The organism is Pseudomonas sp. B33.4 (assembly GCF_034555375.1).
GTDB lineage: Bacteria > Pseudomonadota > Gammaproteobacteria > Pseudomonadales > Pseudomonadaceae > Aquipseudomonas.
Genome location: NZ_CP140706.1, coordinates 911,237 through 929,281, shown reverse-complemented (window position 1 = coordinate 929,281; position 18,045 = coordinate 911,237). Strand labels below are relative to the sequence as shown.

At 59.9% G+C, this 18,045-nt stretch carries 14 protein-coding genes and 1 tRNA gene; 3 read left to right on the top strand and 12 right to left on the bottom strand.

Annotated elements, in window-relative coordinates; genetic code table 11:
• Window positions 1-11: 11 nt before the first annotated feature.
• Window positions 12-950 carry a 1-phosphofructokinase gene (pfkB, locus tag U6037_RS03970; RefSeq protein WP_322845877.1) on the bottom strand — a complete coding sequence of 313 codons (939 nt, stop codon included), beginning with the start codon at window positions 948-950 and terminating at the stop codon, window positions 12-14.
• A complete protein-coding gene (ptsP, locus tag U6037_RS03965) occupies window positions 950-3,811 on the bottom strand; it encodes a phosphoenolpyruvate--protein phosphotransferase (protein WP_322845876.1) in 2,862 nt (953 codons plus the stop codon). The genes pfkB and ptsP overlap by 1 nt, the downstream gene beginning before the upstream one ends.
• Window positions 3,812-4,117: 306 nt before the next feature.
• Between ptsP and cra the strand changes: the two genes are divergently transcribed.
• Together cra and U6037_RS03955 are read left to right on the top strand one after the other, a co-directional pair.
• Complete coding sequence (gene cra / locus U6037_RS03960) at window positions 4,118-5,113, top strand: catabolite repressor/activator (RefSeq protein WP_322845875.1); 996 nt, start codon at window positions 4,118-4,120, stop codon at window positions 5,111-5,113.
• A gap of 3 nt (window positions 5,114-5,116) precedes the next feature.
• Window positions 5,117-5,893, top strand: a complete 777-nt coding sequence (locus U6037_RS03955; RefSeq protein ID WP_127925797.1) for a TatD family hydrolase — start codon at window positions 5,117-5,119, stop codon at window positions 5,891-5,893.
• A gap of 116 nt (window positions 5,894-6,009) precedes the next feature.
• Here the strand turns inward: U6037_RS03955 and U6037_RS29400 are convergent, their stop codons facing one another.
• The 4 genes from U6037_RS29400 to U6037_RS03935 all read right to left on the bottom strand — a co-directional run bounded on the left by U6037_RS29400 (window position 6,010) and on the right by U6037_RS03935 (window position 11,924).
• On the bottom strand, window positions 6,010-6,714 hold the full coding sequence (locus U6037_RS29400) for a methyl-accepting chemotaxis protein (RefSeq protein ID WP_371857645.1): 705 nt from the start codon (window positions 6,712-6,714) through the stop codon (window positions 6,010-6,012).
• A 1,568-nt stretch (window positions 6,715-8,282) separates the two neighbouring features.
• A complete protein-coding gene (gene ampE / locus U6037_RS03945) occupies window positions 8,283-9,122 on the bottom strand; it encodes a regulatory signaling modulator protein AmpE (protein WP_322845873.1) in 840 nt (279 codons plus the stop codon).
• On the bottom strand, window positions 9,119-9,679 hold the full coding sequence (ampD, locus tag U6037_RS03940; protein WP_322845872.1) for a 1,6-anhydro-N-acetylmuramyl-L-alanine amidase AmpD: 561 nt from the start codon (window positions 9,677-9,679) through the stop codon (window positions 9,119-9,121). The genes ampE and ampD overlap by 4 nt, the downstream gene beginning before the upstream one ends.
• A 64-nt stretch (window positions 9,680-9,743) precedes the next feature.
• The gene (locus U6037_RS03935) at window positions 9,744-11,924 is read right to left on the bottom strand and encodes a DUF1631 domain-containing protein (protein ID WP_322845871.1); all 2,181 of its coding nucleotides are present in this window, start codon (window positions 11,922-11,924) and stop codon (window positions 9,744-9,746) included.
• Window positions 11,925-12,201: 277 nt separating this feature from the next.
• On the opposite strand from U6037_RS03935, the gene nadC reads away from it, so the two are divergent.
• Complete coding sequence (nadC, locus tag U6037_RS03930) at window positions 12,202-13,050, top strand: carboxylating nicotinate-nucleotide diphosphorylase (RefSeq protein ID WP_322845870.1); 849 nt, start codon at window positions 12,202-12,204, stop codon at window positions 13,048-13,050.
• Between the two features lie 89 nt (window positions 13,051-13,139).
• Here the strand turns inward: nadC and U6037_RS03925 are convergent, their stop codons facing one another.
• The 6 genes from U6037_RS03925 to rbfA form a co-directional block, all read right to left on the bottom strand.
• On the bottom strand, window positions 13,140-13,439 hold the full coding sequence (locus U6037_RS03925; RefSeq protein WP_159812909.1) for a DUF6388 family protein: 300 nt from the start codon (window positions 13,437-13,439) through the stop codon (window positions 13,140-13,142).
• Between the two features lie 243 nt (window positions 13,440-13,682).
• Window positions 13,683-13,758: transfer RNA gene (locus U6037_RS03920), tRNA-Thr, on the bottom strand.
• A 194-nt stretch (window positions 13,759-13,952) separates the two neighbouring features.
• The gene (pnp, locus tag U6037_RS03915; protein ID WP_007915263.1) at window positions 13,953-16,058 is read right to left on the bottom strand and encodes a polyribonucleotide nucleotidyltransferase; all 2,106 of its coding nucleotides are present in this window, start codon (window positions 16,056-16,058) and stop codon (window positions 13,953-13,955) included.
• A gap of 193 nt (window positions 16,059-16,251) precedes the next feature.
• Window positions 16,252-16,521: a 30S ribosomal protein S15 gene (gene rpsO, locus U6037_RS03910; protein WP_003177875.1), complete on the bottom strand. Its 270-nt coding sequence runs from the start codon at window positions 16,519-16,521 to the stop codon at window positions 16,252-16,254.
• A gap of 142 nt (window positions 16,522-16,663) precedes the next feature.
• Window positions 16,664-17,581 (bottom strand): tRNA pseudouridine(55) synthase TruB, encoded by a 918-nt coding sequence (gene truB, locus U6037_RS03905; protein ID WP_322845869.1) that lies wholly within the window; start codon window positions 17,579-17,581, stop codon window positions 16,664-16,666.
• 4 nt (window positions 17,582-17,585) lie between these two features.
• Complete coding sequence (gene rbfA / locus U6037_RS03900; RefSeq protein ID WP_008088344.1) at window positions 17,586-17,987, bottom strand: 30S ribosome-binding factor RbfA; 402 nt, start codon at window positions 17,985-17,987, stop codon at window positions 17,586-17,588.
• Window positions 17,988-18,045 lie beyond the last annotated feature (58 nt).

Below are 18,045 nucleotides of genomic sequence, written 5' to 3'. Positions count from 1 at the left end.
AAACCCTCTTATTATTCTGTCAGGGGACGCACGCGCACGCCCTGTTCGAGCTGCGCCAGTTGCGCAGCGTCGTTGATGCCGAAACCGATCTGGGTCACCGCCATCGCGGCTATCGCGGTGGCAGTGCGCAGGGTTTGTTCAGGCGTATCGGCGCTGAGCAAGCCGTGAAGCATGCCGGCCAGCAACGAATCGCCGGCACCGACCGTGCTGGCGACGCTGACCTTAGGCGGTGTGGCGTGCAGTGCCGAACCGACGCTGAACCAGTTCACACCGTCGGCACCGTGGGAGATCACCACGTGTTCGATGCCTTGGGCATGCAAGCGCGCCGCTGCCTGCGCTTCCGCCGCGTGAGAAACCACCTCGCAACCGAGCGCGTCGGCGAGTTCTTCAGTGTTCGGTTTGATCAGCCACGGACTGGCCTGCAACGCTGCACGCAAGGCTTCGCCGCTGGAGTCGAGAGCGACTTTCAAGCCGAGCTGATTGAGCCGTTCGATCAGTTCACGCAACCATTGCGCTGTGACCCCGCGCGGCAAACTGCCGGCGACCACCACTGCATCGTGACCCGGTGCAATCTGCACCAGCCGCTCCAGCAACGCCTGCTGCGCGGCGGTATCGACCACCGGCCCCGGGCCGTTGATGTCGGTGATGCGACCGTCCTGTTCAGCGACTTTGATATTGCTGCGCGTCTCGCCCGGCACGCGGATAAACGCGTCGACAAAACCGCGCTTGGCGAACAGGGTTTCGAACGCTTGCAGATTGTCCTCGCCGAGAAACCCGCTGACTGTCAGTTGATGGCCGAGGTCGGCCAACACCTGGGCGACGTTCACGCCTTTACCGGCCGCATGGGTGTGCATCTCGTCGCTGCGATTGACCTGACCGGCCTCCAGCCGTGGCAACTCGACGGTGAGGTCGAGCGCCGGGTTGAGGGTCAGGGTAAGAATCTTGGCCATTACAGGGCCTCCACTAATGCGCGCACTTCGTTCGCGCTGCCCACGGCCAGGGCGTGTTGAGCAAGGGTTTGCGCCTGAGTCAGGCTGAGTTCGCGGATGCGCGCCTTCACTTCGGCAATGCTGCGACCGGACACGCTGAGTTCATCGACACCGAGACCGACCAGCACCGGCACCGCCAACGGGTCTGCCGCCAGCTCACCGCAGACGCCGACCCATTTGCCGTGGGCATGGGCCGCGCGCACGGTGATGTCGATCAGTTGCAGCACCGCCGGGTGCAAGCCATCCGCCTGCGCCGACAGGGTCGGGTGACCACGGTCGATGGCCAGGGTGTATTGCGTGAGATCGTTGGTGCCGACACTGAAGAAGTCGACTTCCTTGGCCAGCACCGGCGCGAGCAAAGCGGCGGACGGCACTTCGATCATGATCCCCAGTTGCAGATCGGCGACCGGGATTTCCAGGCGCAGACGTTCAGTCATGTCGCGGGCCTGACGCCATTCTTCGACGCTGCCGACCATCGGAAACATGATCCGCAACGGGCGGTTATCCGCCGAACGCAACAAGGCGCGCAATTGCGCTTCCATGATCTGCGGGCGCTGCAAGGTCAGGCGAATGCCGCGCACGCCGAGGAACGGATTCTCTTCTTTGGCAATCGGCCAATACGGCAGCGGCTTGTCGCCGCCAACGTCCAGCGTGCGCACCACCAGCGGACGCCCGGCGAGGCCATCGAGCACGCGGCGGTATTCGGCTTCTTGCGTGGCCTCGTCGGGCGCTTGCGGATGGGCCATGAAAATCAGTTCGGTGCGCAGCAGACCGATGCCTTCGGCACCCTGCTCCACAGCGCTGATCACGCCCGCGCTTTCGCCGATGTTGGCGAACACTTCCACCGCGTGACCGTCGCTGGTGTGTGCCGGTTGATGGCGTTGTTCGGCGGCAATCTTCAGGCGTTGTTCGCGGGTGTCGCGTTCTTCGGTAGCGCGTTGCAGGGTTGCGGCATCGGCGTCGACATGCAGGCGACCGCGTTGGCCGTCGAGCAGCAACGGCGTGCCCGGCGCCAGCAACAACACGGCTGCGCCAGCGCCGACCAGCGCCGGAATCCCGAGGGCTCGCGCTACGATGGCACTGTGCGCGGTAGCACCGCCACGAGCGGTGAGTATTCCCGCGACGCGCGCCGGATCCAGCCGTGCGACGTCGGACGGGCCGACTTCGTCCATCACCAGAATGTACGGTTGCTCAGGCTCGCTCGCCGTTTGCACGCCACACAGTTGCGCCAGCACGCGGCGACCGATGTCACGCAGATCCGCCGCACGCTCGGCAAGCAAGGCATCCTGCAACGATTCCTGCTGTTTGGCCGCCGCTTCGATCACCGCCATCCATGCCGCTTCGGCGCTTTCGCCCTGCTTGAGGCGGGTGTCGACTTCGTCGGTCAGTTCCGGGTCGTCGAGCATTTCCTGATGGGTGATGAAGATCTCGCGGATGGCTTTGGCTTTGCTGCGCTCGATCAAACCTTGAATGTCACTGCGCACATCACTGAGCGCTTGCTTGAGACGTTCGCGCTCAACGGCGGCGGACTCGCCGCGCAAGGGGTAATCGATGGTTTGCTGAACTTGAATATGCGCAGGCCCGATGGCGATGCCGGGTGCTGCCGGGATCGCCTGCAACTGAGCGCCGGACGCCGGAGCGATCAGCACTTCGGCGATGTCGGCGATCACTTCGCGCTGCTGACTCACCGCTGGCAGCGGCTCGACTTCTTCGCCAAGGCCTTCTTCGATGGCGGCCAAGAGTGCCGGCAAAGCGTCGGCGGCAATGCTCGGCTCGGCGATCAACTCCAGCACCTGACCACGACGGGCGCCAAGGCTGAGCAGTTTGCTCAAACTCTTCACCGACACGGCGCTGTCCTGACCGTCGACGATGCGCACGCGAATTTCGCCATCAAAACTCTTCGCCAGTTGCGCGAGGATCTTCGCCGGCCGCGCGTGCAGACCGTGGGCGTTGGCCAGGGCAATACGCGCGCTCGGCCAGTCGGCGGGCAGTTCACCACCGAGGACTTCGAGGACTTTGCGGCTGCTGGTAGCGCGGCCCAGTTCATGGCCGCGACCTTCGATGAGCAACGCACACAGACGTTCGAGCAGCGCTTGGTGCGCTTCGCCAAGGCTGGCCAGACAGAACAGACCGCTGAGCGGCTGGCCGAGGTAGCGCATCGGTTTGTCTGGCGTGACGAACGCCAGGCCCGGGCGCTTCACGGTTTGCTCGCTGTGCAACCACCACAACCCGTCGCCCAACGGCAGCGCTTCGACCTGTTGCAGCACCGCCGAGAAACCGTTGCTCACACAATCGGCCTGGCGCAGCAGACGTGCACCTCGCCAGACCAGTTCTTCGAAATCATCGGCCGAGACGCCGAGGCCGATCATCTGTGCATCGAGCGCCAGTTCTTGCGGCGCCCCTTGCAGCAGTTTCAGCAGCGCTTCCGGCGAACTGGCGCGACGCAAAGCCTGACCCAGATCGGTCTCGCCGAGGGCGCGAGTCAGCAGTTGCAGCAGGCGCAGGTGTTCGTCGGATTTGGCGGCGATACCTATCGCCAGATAAACGATCTGTCCATCGCCCCAATCCACGCCCTCGGGAAATTGCATCAGGCGCACGCCAGTGGCGAACACCTGATCGCGGGTCTCCGGGGTGCCGTGGGGAATGGCAATACCTTGACCGAGAAAGGTCGAGCCCTGGGCTTCCCGGGCCTGCAATCCGGCGAGGTAACCGTCGGCGACCAGACCATCGGCCACCAGGTGATTGGCCAGCAGTTGCAGGGCAGCGGGTTTATCCACAGCCGATTGGCCCATGGATATCTGCTCTATAGTGAGCTCGAGCATGCAATCTCCTTTTTGGCACATCAAGGTGCCAGGTATTGTTTTCAATGGTTGCAGCTTAGGCGCTCTGCCGCTTTGCTTTTCAGCGGCAGTTTTGGCGGTTTCACGGCAGAACCGGCCAAAGGCGTCTAAAACGTAGAAAATACGCTTGCTGAAACGTTTAATCTAGATTGATCGGCACGTTACTCGATAATGTCCCATCCTTGAAGTCCAACTTGTCGGATGCGTTGCGACAATAGTCGCCTGCCCTAATCGGGTAGGATTGGCGAAAATGTTGCGGCAAGCTCGCAAAAACAAGGAAATCCCGGGTTGAAACTCAGTGATATCGCGCGGTTGGCCGGAGTGTCCGTGACCACCGCCAGCTACGTCATCAACGGCAAGGCCGAACAGCAACGCATCAGCACCGCGACCGTCGAGCGGGTGCGCGCAGTGGTCGATCTGCACGGCTTCACGCCAAACCCTCAAGCGGCTGGGCTGCGCAGTCGGCATACGCGCACGCTGGGCTTTATTCTGCCGGATCTGGAAAACCCCAGTTACGCGCGGATCGCCAAACTGCTCGAACAAGGTGCGCGGGCGCGCGGCTATCAATTGCTGATCGCCAGTTCCGACGATGCACCGGACAGCGAACGGCAACTGCTGCAACTGTTCCGCGCGCGTCGTTGCGATGCGTTGATCGTCGCCAGTTGCCTGCCGGCCGGCGATGACAGCTATCGCCAGTTACAGGCCAAAGGCCTGCCAATCATTGCCATCGACCGGGTCATGGAACCGGAGCATTTCTGTTCGGTGATCAGTGACGACCGCGAGGCCAGCCTGCACCTGACCCAGAGCCTGCTCGATCCGCAACCGAAGCAGATCGTTCTGCTCGGCGCGCGCCCGGAACTGAGTATCAGCCAGGAACGTGCTGCCGGTTTCAAACAGGCGCTGGTCGACTTCAAAGGCGAAGTGCTGGTCGAGCACGCGGAATCCTTCAGCCGTGAATGCGGCAAGCAATTGATGGAAGAACTCCTGCAGCGTCTGGGGCATTTACCCGACGCAATGGTGACGACTTCCTACGTGCTGTTGCAGGGCGTGTTCGATGCGCTGCATGACTTCCCGTTGAAATCGCGGCCGCTGCGCCTCGGCACCTTCGGCGATACGCAGTTGCTGGATTTCCTGCCGCTGCCGGTCAACGCCATGGCCCAGCAGCACCAGTTGATCGCCGACAAGGCGCTGGAACTGGCACTGGCCGCCGTCGAGCAGTCGGAGTACAAGCCCGGTGTGCAGGCCATCGCGCGGACCTTCAAGCAGCGTATCCACCAGGACTGAGCCGTGGAGCTGATCGACAGCCACACCCACCTCGATTTCCCCGACTTCGACGCCGATCGCGCGGCGTTGCTCGCCGAATGCCGCGCCCTCGGAGTGCGGCGGATGGTGGTGTTGGGGGTTTATGAGGGTAACTGGCAACGGGTGTGGGATCTGGTGCAGAGCGACAAGGACTTGTACGCGGCGTTCGGTCTGCATCCGGTGTATCTCGATCAGCATCGTCCTGAAGATGTATCTGCGCTCGGTGATTGGCTGACCCGGCTGCGCGGTCATCGACAATTGTGTGCGGTGGGCGAAATCGGTCTGGATTACTTCGTCGAAACGCTGGATCGCGAGCGGCAACAGGCGCTGTTCGAAGCGCAGCTGCAATTGGCGGCGGATTTCCAATTACCGGCATTAATCCACGTTCGCCGTAGTCATGCGGCGATCATCGCTACGCTCAAACGCTTCAAGCTCAAACGCGCGGGGATCATTCACGCCTTCGCCGGCAGCCGTGAAGAAGCGCGGGAGTACATCAAACTCGGTTTCAAACTGGGCCTGGGCGGCGCACCGACCTGGCCGCAGGCGTTGCGCATGCATCGGGTACTGGCGGAACTGCCGCTGGAGTCGATCGTGCTGGAAACCGATTCACCGGACATGGCGCCTGTCATGTTTCCCGGTCAGCGCAACAGTCCGGCGCATTTGCCGGCGATCTGCGAGGCGCTGGCCGAGTTGATGAAGATCAGCCCCGAACATTTGGCCACCGCCAGCACCGCCAACAGCTGCGAAGTATTCGGCTGGTAACACATCTCCCCCTGTGGGAGCTGTCGAGTGAAACGAGGCTGCGATCTTTTGATCTTTGAAATCAAGATCAAAAGATCGCAGCGTGCCGCAGCTCCTACAGGGGATTTGTGTACAGCTCAGACGCGGAAAGCGCTGATCAGCTGTTTGAGTTCTACCACTTGGGCAGACAACGCCCGGCTGGCATCTTCGGTCTGGTGCGCACCCTGCGCGGTGCGCTCGCCGGCGCGGTTGATCTCGACGATGTTCTGGTCGATGTCGTGGGCCACCGCTGTTTGCTGTTCAACCGCGGCGGCGATCTGCTGGTTCTGATCGACGATCATGCCGACCGCGCCGAGGATATTTTCCAGCGCCTGCTGAACCTTTTCCGACTGCCCCACCGTGCCGTTGGCCATCTGATGGCTGACGCCCATGGCTTTCACCGCCGCCCCGACGCCGCCATGCAGCTTGGCGATCATCTGTTCGATTTCTTCGGTCGATTGCTGGGTGCGTTTGGCCAATGTGCGCACTTCGTCGGCGACCACGGCAAAACCACGCCCTTGCTCGCCAGCGCGCGCCGCTTCGATCGCGGCGTTGAGCGCCAGCAAGTTGGTTTGTTCGGCGATGCTTTTGATCACTTCCAGTACGCGACTGATCGACTGACTGTCGCTGGCCAACTGGTTGATCACCAACACCGACTGGTCTATCTCGCTGGCCAGTGCAGCGATGCTGCCCTGTTGCGATTCGACCAGGCCGCGACCATTGATGGTCTCGTCATTGACGCTGTGGGCACTGCTCACCGCTGCAGCGGCACTGCGCGCCACTTCCAGTGAGGTCGCCGACATCTGGTTCATCGCTGTCGCCACTTGTTCGATCTGCGTACGTTGCCCGGCGACTGCCTGATTGCTCTGCGCGGAGACATTTTCAACTTGCCCGGCCTGACGCTTGACCTCGCCGACGGTCTGGCCTACCCGCTCGATCAAGTCGTGAATCTTCTTCACCGTGCCGTTGAACACTTCGCCCAACTCACCCAACTCATCCCGACTGTTGGCCTTGAAGTTGACCGTCATGTCGCCGGCCGCGACCTTGTCCATCATCGCCCCAAGACGTTTAAGCGTGGTGCGGGTCGAGGCATAGAAACCGCCGTAGAGGTAGAAAATCAATACGAACACCACCGACAGGGCCACAGCCTGCAGAACCATGTGCGTGCGGTTCTGCGCCAAACGCTGCTGCAGTTGAGTGTCGAGGAATTTCAGCGTGGCCTCGTTGAGCTCATAGGTCTTGCCGATCAGCCCAGTGACCTGATCGTAAAAAGCCTGCCACGGCGCATCGAGGGTGTCGGCCATGACGACCTGTTCTTCGAACAATTCGCTGGCCTGTTTCAACGATGCCTTGCTGCTGTCGGCCGCAGCGGTGAGGTGTTCGCGCGCAGCTTTGCTCGAGCCGAGGGCGTCCTGCAGTTTCAGAGCGTACTCGGCCTGGAGTTTTTCGATCTGCACCAACAGCTCATCGAAACGAGTGCTTGAGGAACTGTTGAGAAAACCCTGGCCCAACGAAAACGAGCCCATGGCCCGGCCTTCGCCAAGGGTTTGCGTGACGGTCGGGGTGATCAGGGTGACCAGTTCGCTGAGCTGACGGATGTCGCTCTGGTTGTCGCGGCTCAGGCCGGCCTGACTGGTGATGATCTGGCTGAAAATCTGCGCACTGGCCAGCAGTTTGCCGATCAATGCGCTTTTGCTTTGCAGCGAGTTTTCCGTTTGCTGCGCCTTGAATGCGGCAATCATTTCGTCGCGTTTACCATCGAATACCTTGATCTGCTCGGGATCGTCGGTCATCGCCGTCAGCCCTTGCAGGTGGGCCAGTACCGATTGTTCGAGGGTGGTGATCTGCGCCTCGACATTCCCGGCCTTGCCAGACTGACCGAGGGTGACGTTGATCTGCACCAGGTTGTTGAGCGTTTCCAGATCCCGGCGCAGGGCCAGGCTGCTGCCCAGCAGATCAAGGCTTTGCAGCTCGACGCGGGTGCCCTGGAATTCGCGATAGGAATCGCGCACCAGATAGAAATTGGTCACCAGCATCGGCACCAGGAACAGCACGCTGATCAGGCTGAACTTCATGCCGAAGCTCAGACGGTTCATCAGCGAGACGGCGGGATAGAGCAAGCTCTTCACTGGAAGTCTCCCTTGGCTTTTCTTGTTTTTATTGGCAGGCGCGGGGCGACAGCAGATAGCCACTATCGAGCGCCATCTCTGTATAGCTCAAATCGCAGGGAGGTTTTGTAACTTAAGGTTAACGACAAAAAGATCGCAGCCTGCGGCAGCTCCCACAGGAAACACACAATCCCTGTGTAGGAGCTGCCGCAGGCTGCGATCTTTTGATCTTTCTTTAAATCAGTGAAATCAAATCAGTGAAATCAGTGAACCAGAACCGTCCACAAGGCAAAACCGGCATACCACAGCACCGCCGCGCGCAGCAGCAGTTCCCACAGGCAATCGAGGGTGTTGATACCTTCTGGCCCGACCACGGGAGGTGGAATCTCGCCCGCCGCCAAACCGACCCGGTTGATCAGTTGCGCCGCGCTGATGTTCCAGTTGAGCAACTCATGCAGCATCACCCGGCTGACCGCAACAAAGTTGCCGACCAGTGCCAGGCTTGCCGCCAGCAAGCGTACCGGCAGCCAGTCGAAGGCATGCCGCAGTTGCGCGGCGCGCTCGACCAGCGCCGGGTTCTGCCCGTGTTCTTGCGCCAGCGCCAACAGGCGATACGCCAATGCCGCCACCGGGCCGAGCACGAAATACCAGAAAATCACCGCAAAAAAGCTCTGGTAGGCCTGCCACAACAGATGCCCTTGCACGCGTTCGAGCAACTGCTCGCCGCTGTCGGCGCAGATGTCCAGATCGCGCTTGGCCACATGTGCCGCTGCTTGCAGATCCTCACGGCGCCAGGCATCACGGAACGGCCCGAGGCCGCCGAGCAAGTCGCCGCGACCCAGACTGTAAATCACCACCAGCACATGCACCGGCAACGCCAGCAGACCGTAGGCCACCGGTTCCAGCACCACCAGCAACAGCGCCAGCAAGGCCACCGGAAACAGCACCAGAATCGTCAGCACCAGCCAGGGCTGCTTCGCCAGCCACTCGCTGCTTTCGAGCTTGTTCAGTTCGCGGATCCATCCGCCATCGCGTTGAACCCGATGACGCAGGGCCGAAAACTTCTCGATCCACAGCGCCAGCAGTAACACCAGAAAACTCATTGTCCTTCCTCTTGTGCCAGGGCTGCGCGGTAACGCGCCCAGTCGAATGCCGGGCCAGGATCGGTCTTACGCCCGGGTGCTATGTCGCTGTGCCCACAAATGCGGGCGCCGGTGATGGCCGGATATGCTCTTTGCAACTGGCGGGTCAACGCCGTCAACGCTTGATACTGCGCATCGGTGAACGGCAGATCATCGGTGCCTTCAAGCTCAATGCCCACGGAAAAATCGTTACAGGTTTCGCGCCCTTCGAACACCGATACACCCGCATGCCACGCCCGCTCACGACAGGAGACAAACTGGGTGACCTTGCCGTCACGTTCAATCAGAAAATGCGCCGAAACGCGCAAGTCGGCGATCCCTGCAAAGTAGGGATGTTCAGTGACATCCAGACGATTCTGGAAAAATTCCAGCACCTTGCCCGTGGCGAACTGCGCCGGCGGCAGGCTGATGTTGTGGATGACCAACAGGGAAATTTCGCCCGCAGGACGTTCATTGAAGTTGGGCGATGGGCAGACCTGCACCCCGTGACACCACCCGCTAGCGGGATCCAACTGCATACCGATTCCTTCAACGCCGACTGTGTTGGCGCCCAGTATGCCGTGATCGGCCCCCGGCGCGCGATCACTTGCCGCGATTGAGTCGCCGCAGATTGCCCAGCACCGACTCCAGCGCCCGGTCGAACAGCAAGGTGTTATCCAGTGCACGCACCGCACCGCGCTGGAATTCTTCGGCCAGCGCAAGGCGACTGCGTTCCAGCACCTTCATGCCGGTGCGATCGACAAACACATATTTGCCGGTGGCTTCGATGATCGCCGCGAGCTTGCAACGCAGACTGTGCTCATCGTCCTCCTGAAACGCCACCCAACTGCCCAGACGCAGTTGCTCGACCTGACGCAAACCGACGGCATCGTGGGGCAAACGTGCCGATGTCAGCGCCATGCTGCTGTCGTCGGCGGCTTGCAGCACGATCTGTTGCGAGACCTCAATCATCGACGCGGCCGGTTCTGCCTCGACGGGCCGCTCCAGCACCTGCACATGCAGGGCTTCAAGTTCGCTGAAAAATTCGCTGGTGGCGAAGGGGTCGAACGCCGAACTGGTGAGGCCATCACGCAGCGACTTGAGCAACCCCGGCACCAGCGCCAGCAAGCGCAGGCTGGACTCCGTGTCTTGATGACGCTGCACACTCCAGATCAATTGCTCCATGGTTTGCACATCGGCCTGCCATTCGGCTGACTGATCGCCATGCTTGAGGCAAGTCAGCAGCAGAACCTTGCTCCAGGCGTCCTGGACGAAGGTGACCACGGTCGGCGGCAGTGTTTTACCCAGCAGCGCTTGATTCAACGCCCGTTCGACCCGACGCCGGGCGAGTTCGGTTTTCGCTCGCCCCTCTTCGGCGTCACGCAGTCGCTGTTCAAGCAGCTCGCTGCGGCGGCGCTCGTCGCTGGTGAACGCGAGGAAATCAGCCAGCAACTCGGAAAAAATCGCCGGGTCATCAACAAAGTCGGTCAACAGGCGCTGCACCACTTGTTCGATGCGCAGGTACAAACTGTCGCGCGCTTCACCGTCGCAGTCGCCCCAGCCCATGGCCGCTTCGGCGATTTCGTTGAGCAGACGCCGCGCCGGATGCGTGCTGCGGCTGAAGAAACTCTTGTCGAGCACCGCTACCTTGAGCATCGGGATCTGCAACCGCGCGATCAGGGCCTTGAGCGAATCCGGCACATTGCGGTCTTCAAGAATGCAGTCGAAGACCATGGCGATCAGATTGATCACGTCTTCGTCCGCATCGCCGACGATCCGCGATTTGCCACTTCTGACGCTGACCCGGGTCAGCAGTTGTTCGAGCTGGTTGCGCAGATCGAAATCATCCTGCGCCGCCAATTCGGGCACGTATTGCTGTAAATGCGAGAGCAGGCGCAGCAGATCACGGGTGGAAATCGGTTGAACCGCAACGCTGGACTCCAGCGTCGGCGCGACCGTGCCGCGTACATGCGAGAGCAACTCCTGCAACGCGGCGAAGACTTCCTGCACGCTTTCATCGACGGGCAGCAGCTCGTTGCTATCACCGCTTTCCACATTCGCGATCGCACGATCAATGGCGCGGCGTGCAGGCGCAGGCTTCAACTCCGGCAACACCCCGGTGGCGAGCAGCAATTGATTGGCTTCGGCGTAAAGCTGTTCGGTGTCGGCCAGGACATAGCGCTCGAACAGTTTGAGCAGAATCAGTTTGACCTTGATCTCCACGCCCAGATTACGCCCGGCCTGGAGAAAAAACTCGCAGAGCATCGCCGGGCCGAGCGGGTTGTGCTGATTATCGAGGGTGTTGCCGAGCAGCGCGTCCAGCCGTGCGGTCAGTTGATCGAGGGCGAAGCCGTCACGCTTGAGCACGCGGCCTACCATGGTCTCGACCGCCACGTTGCGTTCCATATCGTCGTTACGCGGGGCCAACTCGTCGTATATCAGCGCGTGCGGTAGCGTGTTGTGCGCCGGATCGTATTGGGTCAGGCCGACAAAGGCTTCGAAGAATTGCTCGAGAAAACCGCGTTCGATGTTTTTGCGCTTCAGACGCAGGTCGCGCATGGCTTCAAAAAAAATATTCTGTTCGACGTCGTTGCGCGCCCGGTCGGCCATTTCAAACAACGTGTCGTCGGCGTTATCGAACAGTTCCTGCAAGCCGTGCCGCAGTTGCTGGGCCGCCTTGTCGCGGACCTGAAGCAGAATCACAGGCAGGCGGGCGAGCGGCGAGTGATTCGCCTGATCGGTAGCAGCCTTGTGCAAAGGCACTACTTTCCCGTCGTTGTGCATCCAGGCCTCCTGAAACGGTGATTCTTCTTTGGGCAGAAATATCGACTGCGCAGGGACGTCAAAGTCATGACGTCAAATGCAAGGCGAATTATCTTTCATAACTTGCACTCGGCGCCATAGCCGTCAGGGTTTCCCCTATACCGCCCTTTCAGTGACCACGCCTGGCCGGGTTTGCTCAAAGAAAATCGACCGGATGCAGACTGGCACGCGCGTTCTCGTCTTGGGTTGGCTCACGCCATGCCCCTATAATCGAACCACTTTGTTTGTGGAGCCCGTTATGCCGAATCTACGTCTCGCCGATTTGACCGCCGAAATCGAAGCCAACGTGCGCCGTGCGTTGCTCGAAGACATCGGCAGCGGCGACATCACCGCGCAGCTGATCCCGGCCGAACGTCTGGCCAAAGCCACCATCATCACACGCGACGCGGCTGTTATTTGCGGCACGGCCTGGGTCGATGCGGTGTTTCGTCAGCTTGATCCACGGGTCGCGGTGCATTGGCAGGTGGTCGATGGCGAGCGGGCCAAGCCCAATCAACCGTTGTTTCACCTGGAAGGCCCGGCCCGTTCGCTACTGACCGGTGAACGCAGTGCGCTGAACTTCCTGCAGTTGCTCTCCGGTGTGGCGACGCGTGCGCAGTACCTGGCGGATTTCGTCGGCGCTACTCAGGTCAAGTTGCTCGACACCCGCAAGACCCTGCCGGGCCTGCGTCTGGCGCAGAAATACGCGGTGACCTGCGGTGGCTGCCACAACCATCGCATCGGTCTGTACGACGCGTTCCTGATCAAGGAAAACCACATCGCCGCCAGCGGTGGTATCCCGCAGGCCATTGCCGCCGCGCACAGGATTGCGCCCGGCAAACCGGTGGAAGTCGAAGTGGAAAGTCTGGATGAATTGAAGGAAGCACTGGCCGCCGGCGCTGACATCATCATGCTCGACGAACTGAGCCTGGATGATATGCGCGAAGCCGTGCGCCTGAACGGCGGCAAGGCGAAACTGGAAGCCAGCGGTGGCATCAACGAAAGCACGCTGCTGCCGATCGCCGAAACCGGCGTGGATTACATCTCGATTGGTGCGATGACCAAGGATGTGAAAGCGGTGGATCTGTCGATGCGCCTCAGTCTTTAAACAGCAGCGACAAGATGCGAGCTACAAGCTGCAAGCCAAAGCGCTTTTGCTTTGACTTGTAGCTTGCGGCTTGGAGCTAGCAGCTCTCGTCAAACGACGAGATTATTCATCTCGCAGTACTCTTCCCAATCGACACCCAGCACTTCAGCCGCCTCTTTGTGCAGCACAAGGCGCTGCGCCTCGAACTCCTCCGGCGTGCTCGTGTACTTGAGCGTCAGCTCCCACGGCTGCAGGCCCTGTGCTTCAGCTTCGTCTTCGAAGGCCCACTGAATCTGGTCTTTCTGATCATCAGGACTGAGGTCCTTGATCTCTTCCAGCAGCTGCGGCGCATCAAGCTTGTACTTTTCCAGCGCCTGTTCGTGACGTTGCTCTTGAGTTAATTCGGTCATGGCGTTCTCGCTGATCGTAAGAATGGAGGATGGATCTGGATCATCAAGGATCTCTCTGACGCGGATTTGTCCGGCCTTCGGAACCATTCGGGATCATCTGAAAACTGCTGGGCGATGCTCATGCAGGCACCGAATATAGGACGTTTGCATGACGAATTACACGGCTCTTTACATCTCTCCCACAAAAAGCTGACCTGCGGAACATAAATCCGCTTTTGCGATGGGTGAGAGTGCTGAAGAAGGTGGTGCCCGAGACAGGAATCGAACCTGCGACCTTCGCGTTACGAGTGCGCTGCTCTACCGGCTGAGCTACACGGGCGGTGGGCTAAACCTAGCACCGGTTTTCACAAAAGCAAAGATCGCAGCCTGCGGCAGCGACTACATGATCGGGTTATCACAGCACTTTTGTAGGAGCTGCCGCAGGCTGCGATCTTTTGATGTTTATGGCAGACAAAAAAATGCCCCGCCGTTTTCACGGCGGGGCATTTTTATTGCGCTAACGCTTTGGGGTGATTAAACGCCCGAAGCCTTGGCAGCAGCCACGTCTTTGATGGACAGCTTGATACGGCCGCGGTTGTCCACGTCCAGTACCAGCACTTCCACTTCCTGGCCTTCTTTCAGAATGTCGGTCACTTTCTCTACGCGAGCGTCGCTCAGCATCGAGATGTGCACCAGACCGTCCTTGCCCGGCAGGATGTTGACGAATGCGCCGAAATCGACGATGCGCTCAACTTTACCCACGTAGATCTTGCCGATCTCGGCTTCAGCGGTGATGCCCAGAACGCGCTGACGTGCAGCTTCAGCAGCTTCCTTGGTTTCGCCGAAGATCTTGATCGAACCGTCGTCTTCGATGTCGATCGAAGCCTTGGTTTCTTCGCAGATCGCACGGATGGTCGCGCCACCTTTACCGATAACGTCACGGATTTTGTCGGTGTCGATTTTCATCGCGATCATGGTCGGAGCGTTGGCCGACAGTTCGGTACGCGACTGGCCGATGATCTGGTTCATCTGACCGAGGATGTTCAGGCGCGCTTCAAGGGCTTGGCCCAGAGCGATTTCCATGATTTCTTCGGTGATGCCCTTGATCTTGATGTCCATCTGCAGCGCGGTAACACCTTTGGCGGTACCGGCTACTTTGAAGTCCATGTCGCCCAGGTGGTCTTCGTCACCAAGGATGTCGGTCAGGACGGCGAATTTCTCGCCTTCTTTAACCAGACCCATGGCGATACCGGCAACCGGCGCCTTCATCGGTACACCAGCGTCCATCAGGGCCAGGGAAGCGCCGCAAACGGAAGCCATCGAGCTCGAACCGTTGGATTCGGTGATTTCCGACACCACACGGATGGTGTACGGGAACACGTCAGCGGCTGGCAGCATGGCCGAAACCGAACGACGGGCCAGACGGCCGTGACCGATTTCACGACGACCAGCGCCACCCATGCGACCACATTCGCCTACCGAGAACGGAGGGAAGTTGTAGTGCAGCATGAACGGGTCTTTTTTCTCGCCTTCCAGGGTGTCCAGCAGTTGTGCATCACGGGCGGTGCCCAGAGTTGCAACGACCAGCGCCTGGGTTTCACCACGGGTGAACAGCGCCGAACCGTGAGTCTTCGGCAAAACGCCGACTTCGATGTTCAGCGGACGTACGGTCTTGGTGTCGCGGCCATCGATACGTGGCTTGCCGTTTACGATGTTTTCGCGAACGGTGCGGTATTCGATTTCGCCGAAAGCAGCTTTGACTTCGCTGGACGAAGGCTGACCTTCTTCACCGGACAGCTTGGCAACGACTTGATCCTTCAGCTCGCCCAGACGCGCATAACGGTCGGCCTTGACGGTGATGGTGTAAGCCTGGGAGATCGCTTCGCCGAACTCGGCACGGATCGCGCCCAGCAGCTCGGTGGCTTCTGGAGCAGGAGCCCAGGTCCAGGTTGGCTTGGCAGCTTCGGCGGCCAGTTCTTTAACGGCGTTGATCACCACCTGGAACTCGTCGTGAGCAAACAGTACCGCGCCCAGCATCTGGTCTTCGGTCAGCTCTTTGGCTTCCGATTCAACCATCAGCACGGCGTCGGAAGTACCGGCAACGACCATGTCCAGGCTCGAAGCAGCTTGCTGCTCGTAGGTCGGGTTCAGCAGGTAGCCGGTGCTTTCGTGGAAAGCAACGCGAGCGGCGCCGATCGGGCCGTCAAACGGGATGCCCGAGATGGCGAGGGCAGCCGAGGTACCGATCATCGCTGCGATGTCCGGATCGGTCTTCTTGCTGGTGGAAACGACGGTGCAGACAACCTGCACTTCGTTCATGAAGCCTTCTGGGAACAGCGGACGGATCGGACGGTCGATCAGTCGGGAAGTCAGGGTTTCTTTCTCGGAAGGACGGCCTTCACGCTTGAAGAAACCGCCAGGGATCTTACCGGCAGCGTAAGTCTTTTCCTGGTAGTGAACGGACAGAGGGAAGAAGCCCTTGCCCGGATCGGCTTGTTTTGCGCCGACTACAGTCACCAATACGCTGACGTCGTCGTCAACGGTGACCAATACTGCGCCGGAGGCCTGACGGGCGATACGGCCAGTCTCGAGGGTAACGGTCGATTGACCGAACTGGAATTTTTTGATTACCGGGTTCACGGTGTCCTACCTTCTTTGTGGCTCTTGGGGGAACTGGTTTCTTGCGAATTCTTGGGCAATGTCGGGAATCGGCCCAACCGTTGTCCGGGGTAAAACGTGTATCCAGATAAAACTTGAGGCTGGGAGCCTGCAAGGCGACTGCGGTAAACCGCAGACGTCTGGCAGACAACCAACCTCATAGCGCAATCGCTGATTAGCGACGCAGACCCAGGCGACCGATCAGAGTCTGATAACGACCCAGATCCTTGCCTTTCAGGTAGTCCAGCAGCTTGCGACGCTGGTTTACCATGCGGATCAGACCACGACGGGAGTGGTGATCTTTACCGTTGGCCTTGAAGTGACCTTGCAGCTTGTTGATGTTGTGGGTCAGCAGTGCAACTTGCACTTCTGGCGAACCAGTGTCACCAACAGCTTGCTGGTAGTCAGCAACGATTTGAGCTTTTTCTTGAACGTCGAGAGCCATGAGGCAATCCTTTTATCAGGAAACTGTTTCAAAGAAACAGCTTCAACAGGCCAGGGACAAATCCCTGTATCTATAAATGAGTAGTGACCGTGCCTGTTAACAGCCACCCTCGCCAGCCTGCTTTGACACAGACCGGTTTCGGTCATTCCGACCGAATCAGTCGACGTGGTGCAATGCGCCCGTCTTCGCTCACTTCACCGATACCGATGAAGCGACCACTGTGATCCTGTACCCGTACCATGCCGAACTTCGGAGCATCCGGGGCACGTACCGGCTGGCCGTTGAGCCAGTAGAACGCACTCGCTTCGGAGAAGTGCAGCAACGGCCAATCCTGCAGGCCGCTGTCCGATGGCATCAGGAAGCGATCCACCGCTTCGTTGCCGCCTTCGGCATGTACCGCTTCAAGCTCTTCGAGGGTCACGGTCTGCGCCAGGGTGAAAGGCCCGGCCTGGGTACGGCGCAATTCCGCGACGTACGCACCACAACCGAGTTGCTCACCGATATCCTCCACCAGGGTGCGGATATAGGTGCCTTTGCTGCAATCCACCGCAAGTCGCGCAGTATCGCCTTCGAAGGCCAGTAATTCCAAGCGCGCAATAGTAACAGAACGCGGTTCGCGCTCCACTACTTCGCCTGCACGAGCCAACTTGTACAACGGCTGGCCATCACGCTTGAGCGCCGAGTACATCGGCGGTATCTGACTGATTTGCCCACGAAATTTCGGCAATGCCGCTTCGACATCGGCGCGACCAACGGTCACCGGGCGCTCCTGCAAAACCTCACCTTCGGCATCGGCCGTGGTGGTGGTCTTGCCCAGTTGCGCGAGGGTTTCATAAGCCTTGTCGGAATCGAGCAGGTACTGCGAGAACTTGGTCGCTTCGCCAAAGCACAACGGCAAGACGCCGGTGGCCAGCGGGTCGAGGCTGCCGGTGTGACCGGCCTTCTCGGCGTTGAGCAACCAGCGAACCTTCTGCAACGCGGCGTTGGAGGTGAACCCCAACGGCTTGTCGAGCAGGATGATGCCACTGACATTACGACGGATACGTTTGACCTGAGCCACCGAGTTACTCCTTGGTGTCTTCAGGTTCAGCAGCGACCGGATGCTGATTGTCTTCAGCCACGGCACGCTCGATCAGCGCCGACAGGTGCGCGCCACGCACGACGGACTCGTCGTAGTGGAAGTGCAGTTGCGGCACGCTGCGCAGTTTCATTTCACGGGCCAATTGCATGCGCAGGAAGCCTGCGGCGGAATTGAGCACCTTGATGCTTTGCGCGATGTCCTCTGCGTTGTCCTGCCCCATCACGGTGATGAAAATCTTCGCATGACCGACGTCACGGCTGACTTCAACAGCGGTAATGGTGACCAGACCCACACGTGGATCCTTGACTTCGCGACGGATCAGTTGGGCCAGCTCGCGCTGCATCTGATCGCCGATACGTTGGGTACGGCTGTATTCTTTTGCCATGATTTTGTTACCTGTTACTGCCCGGCGGTGAAACCCGCCAGGTCTGAAAGCGGCAAAC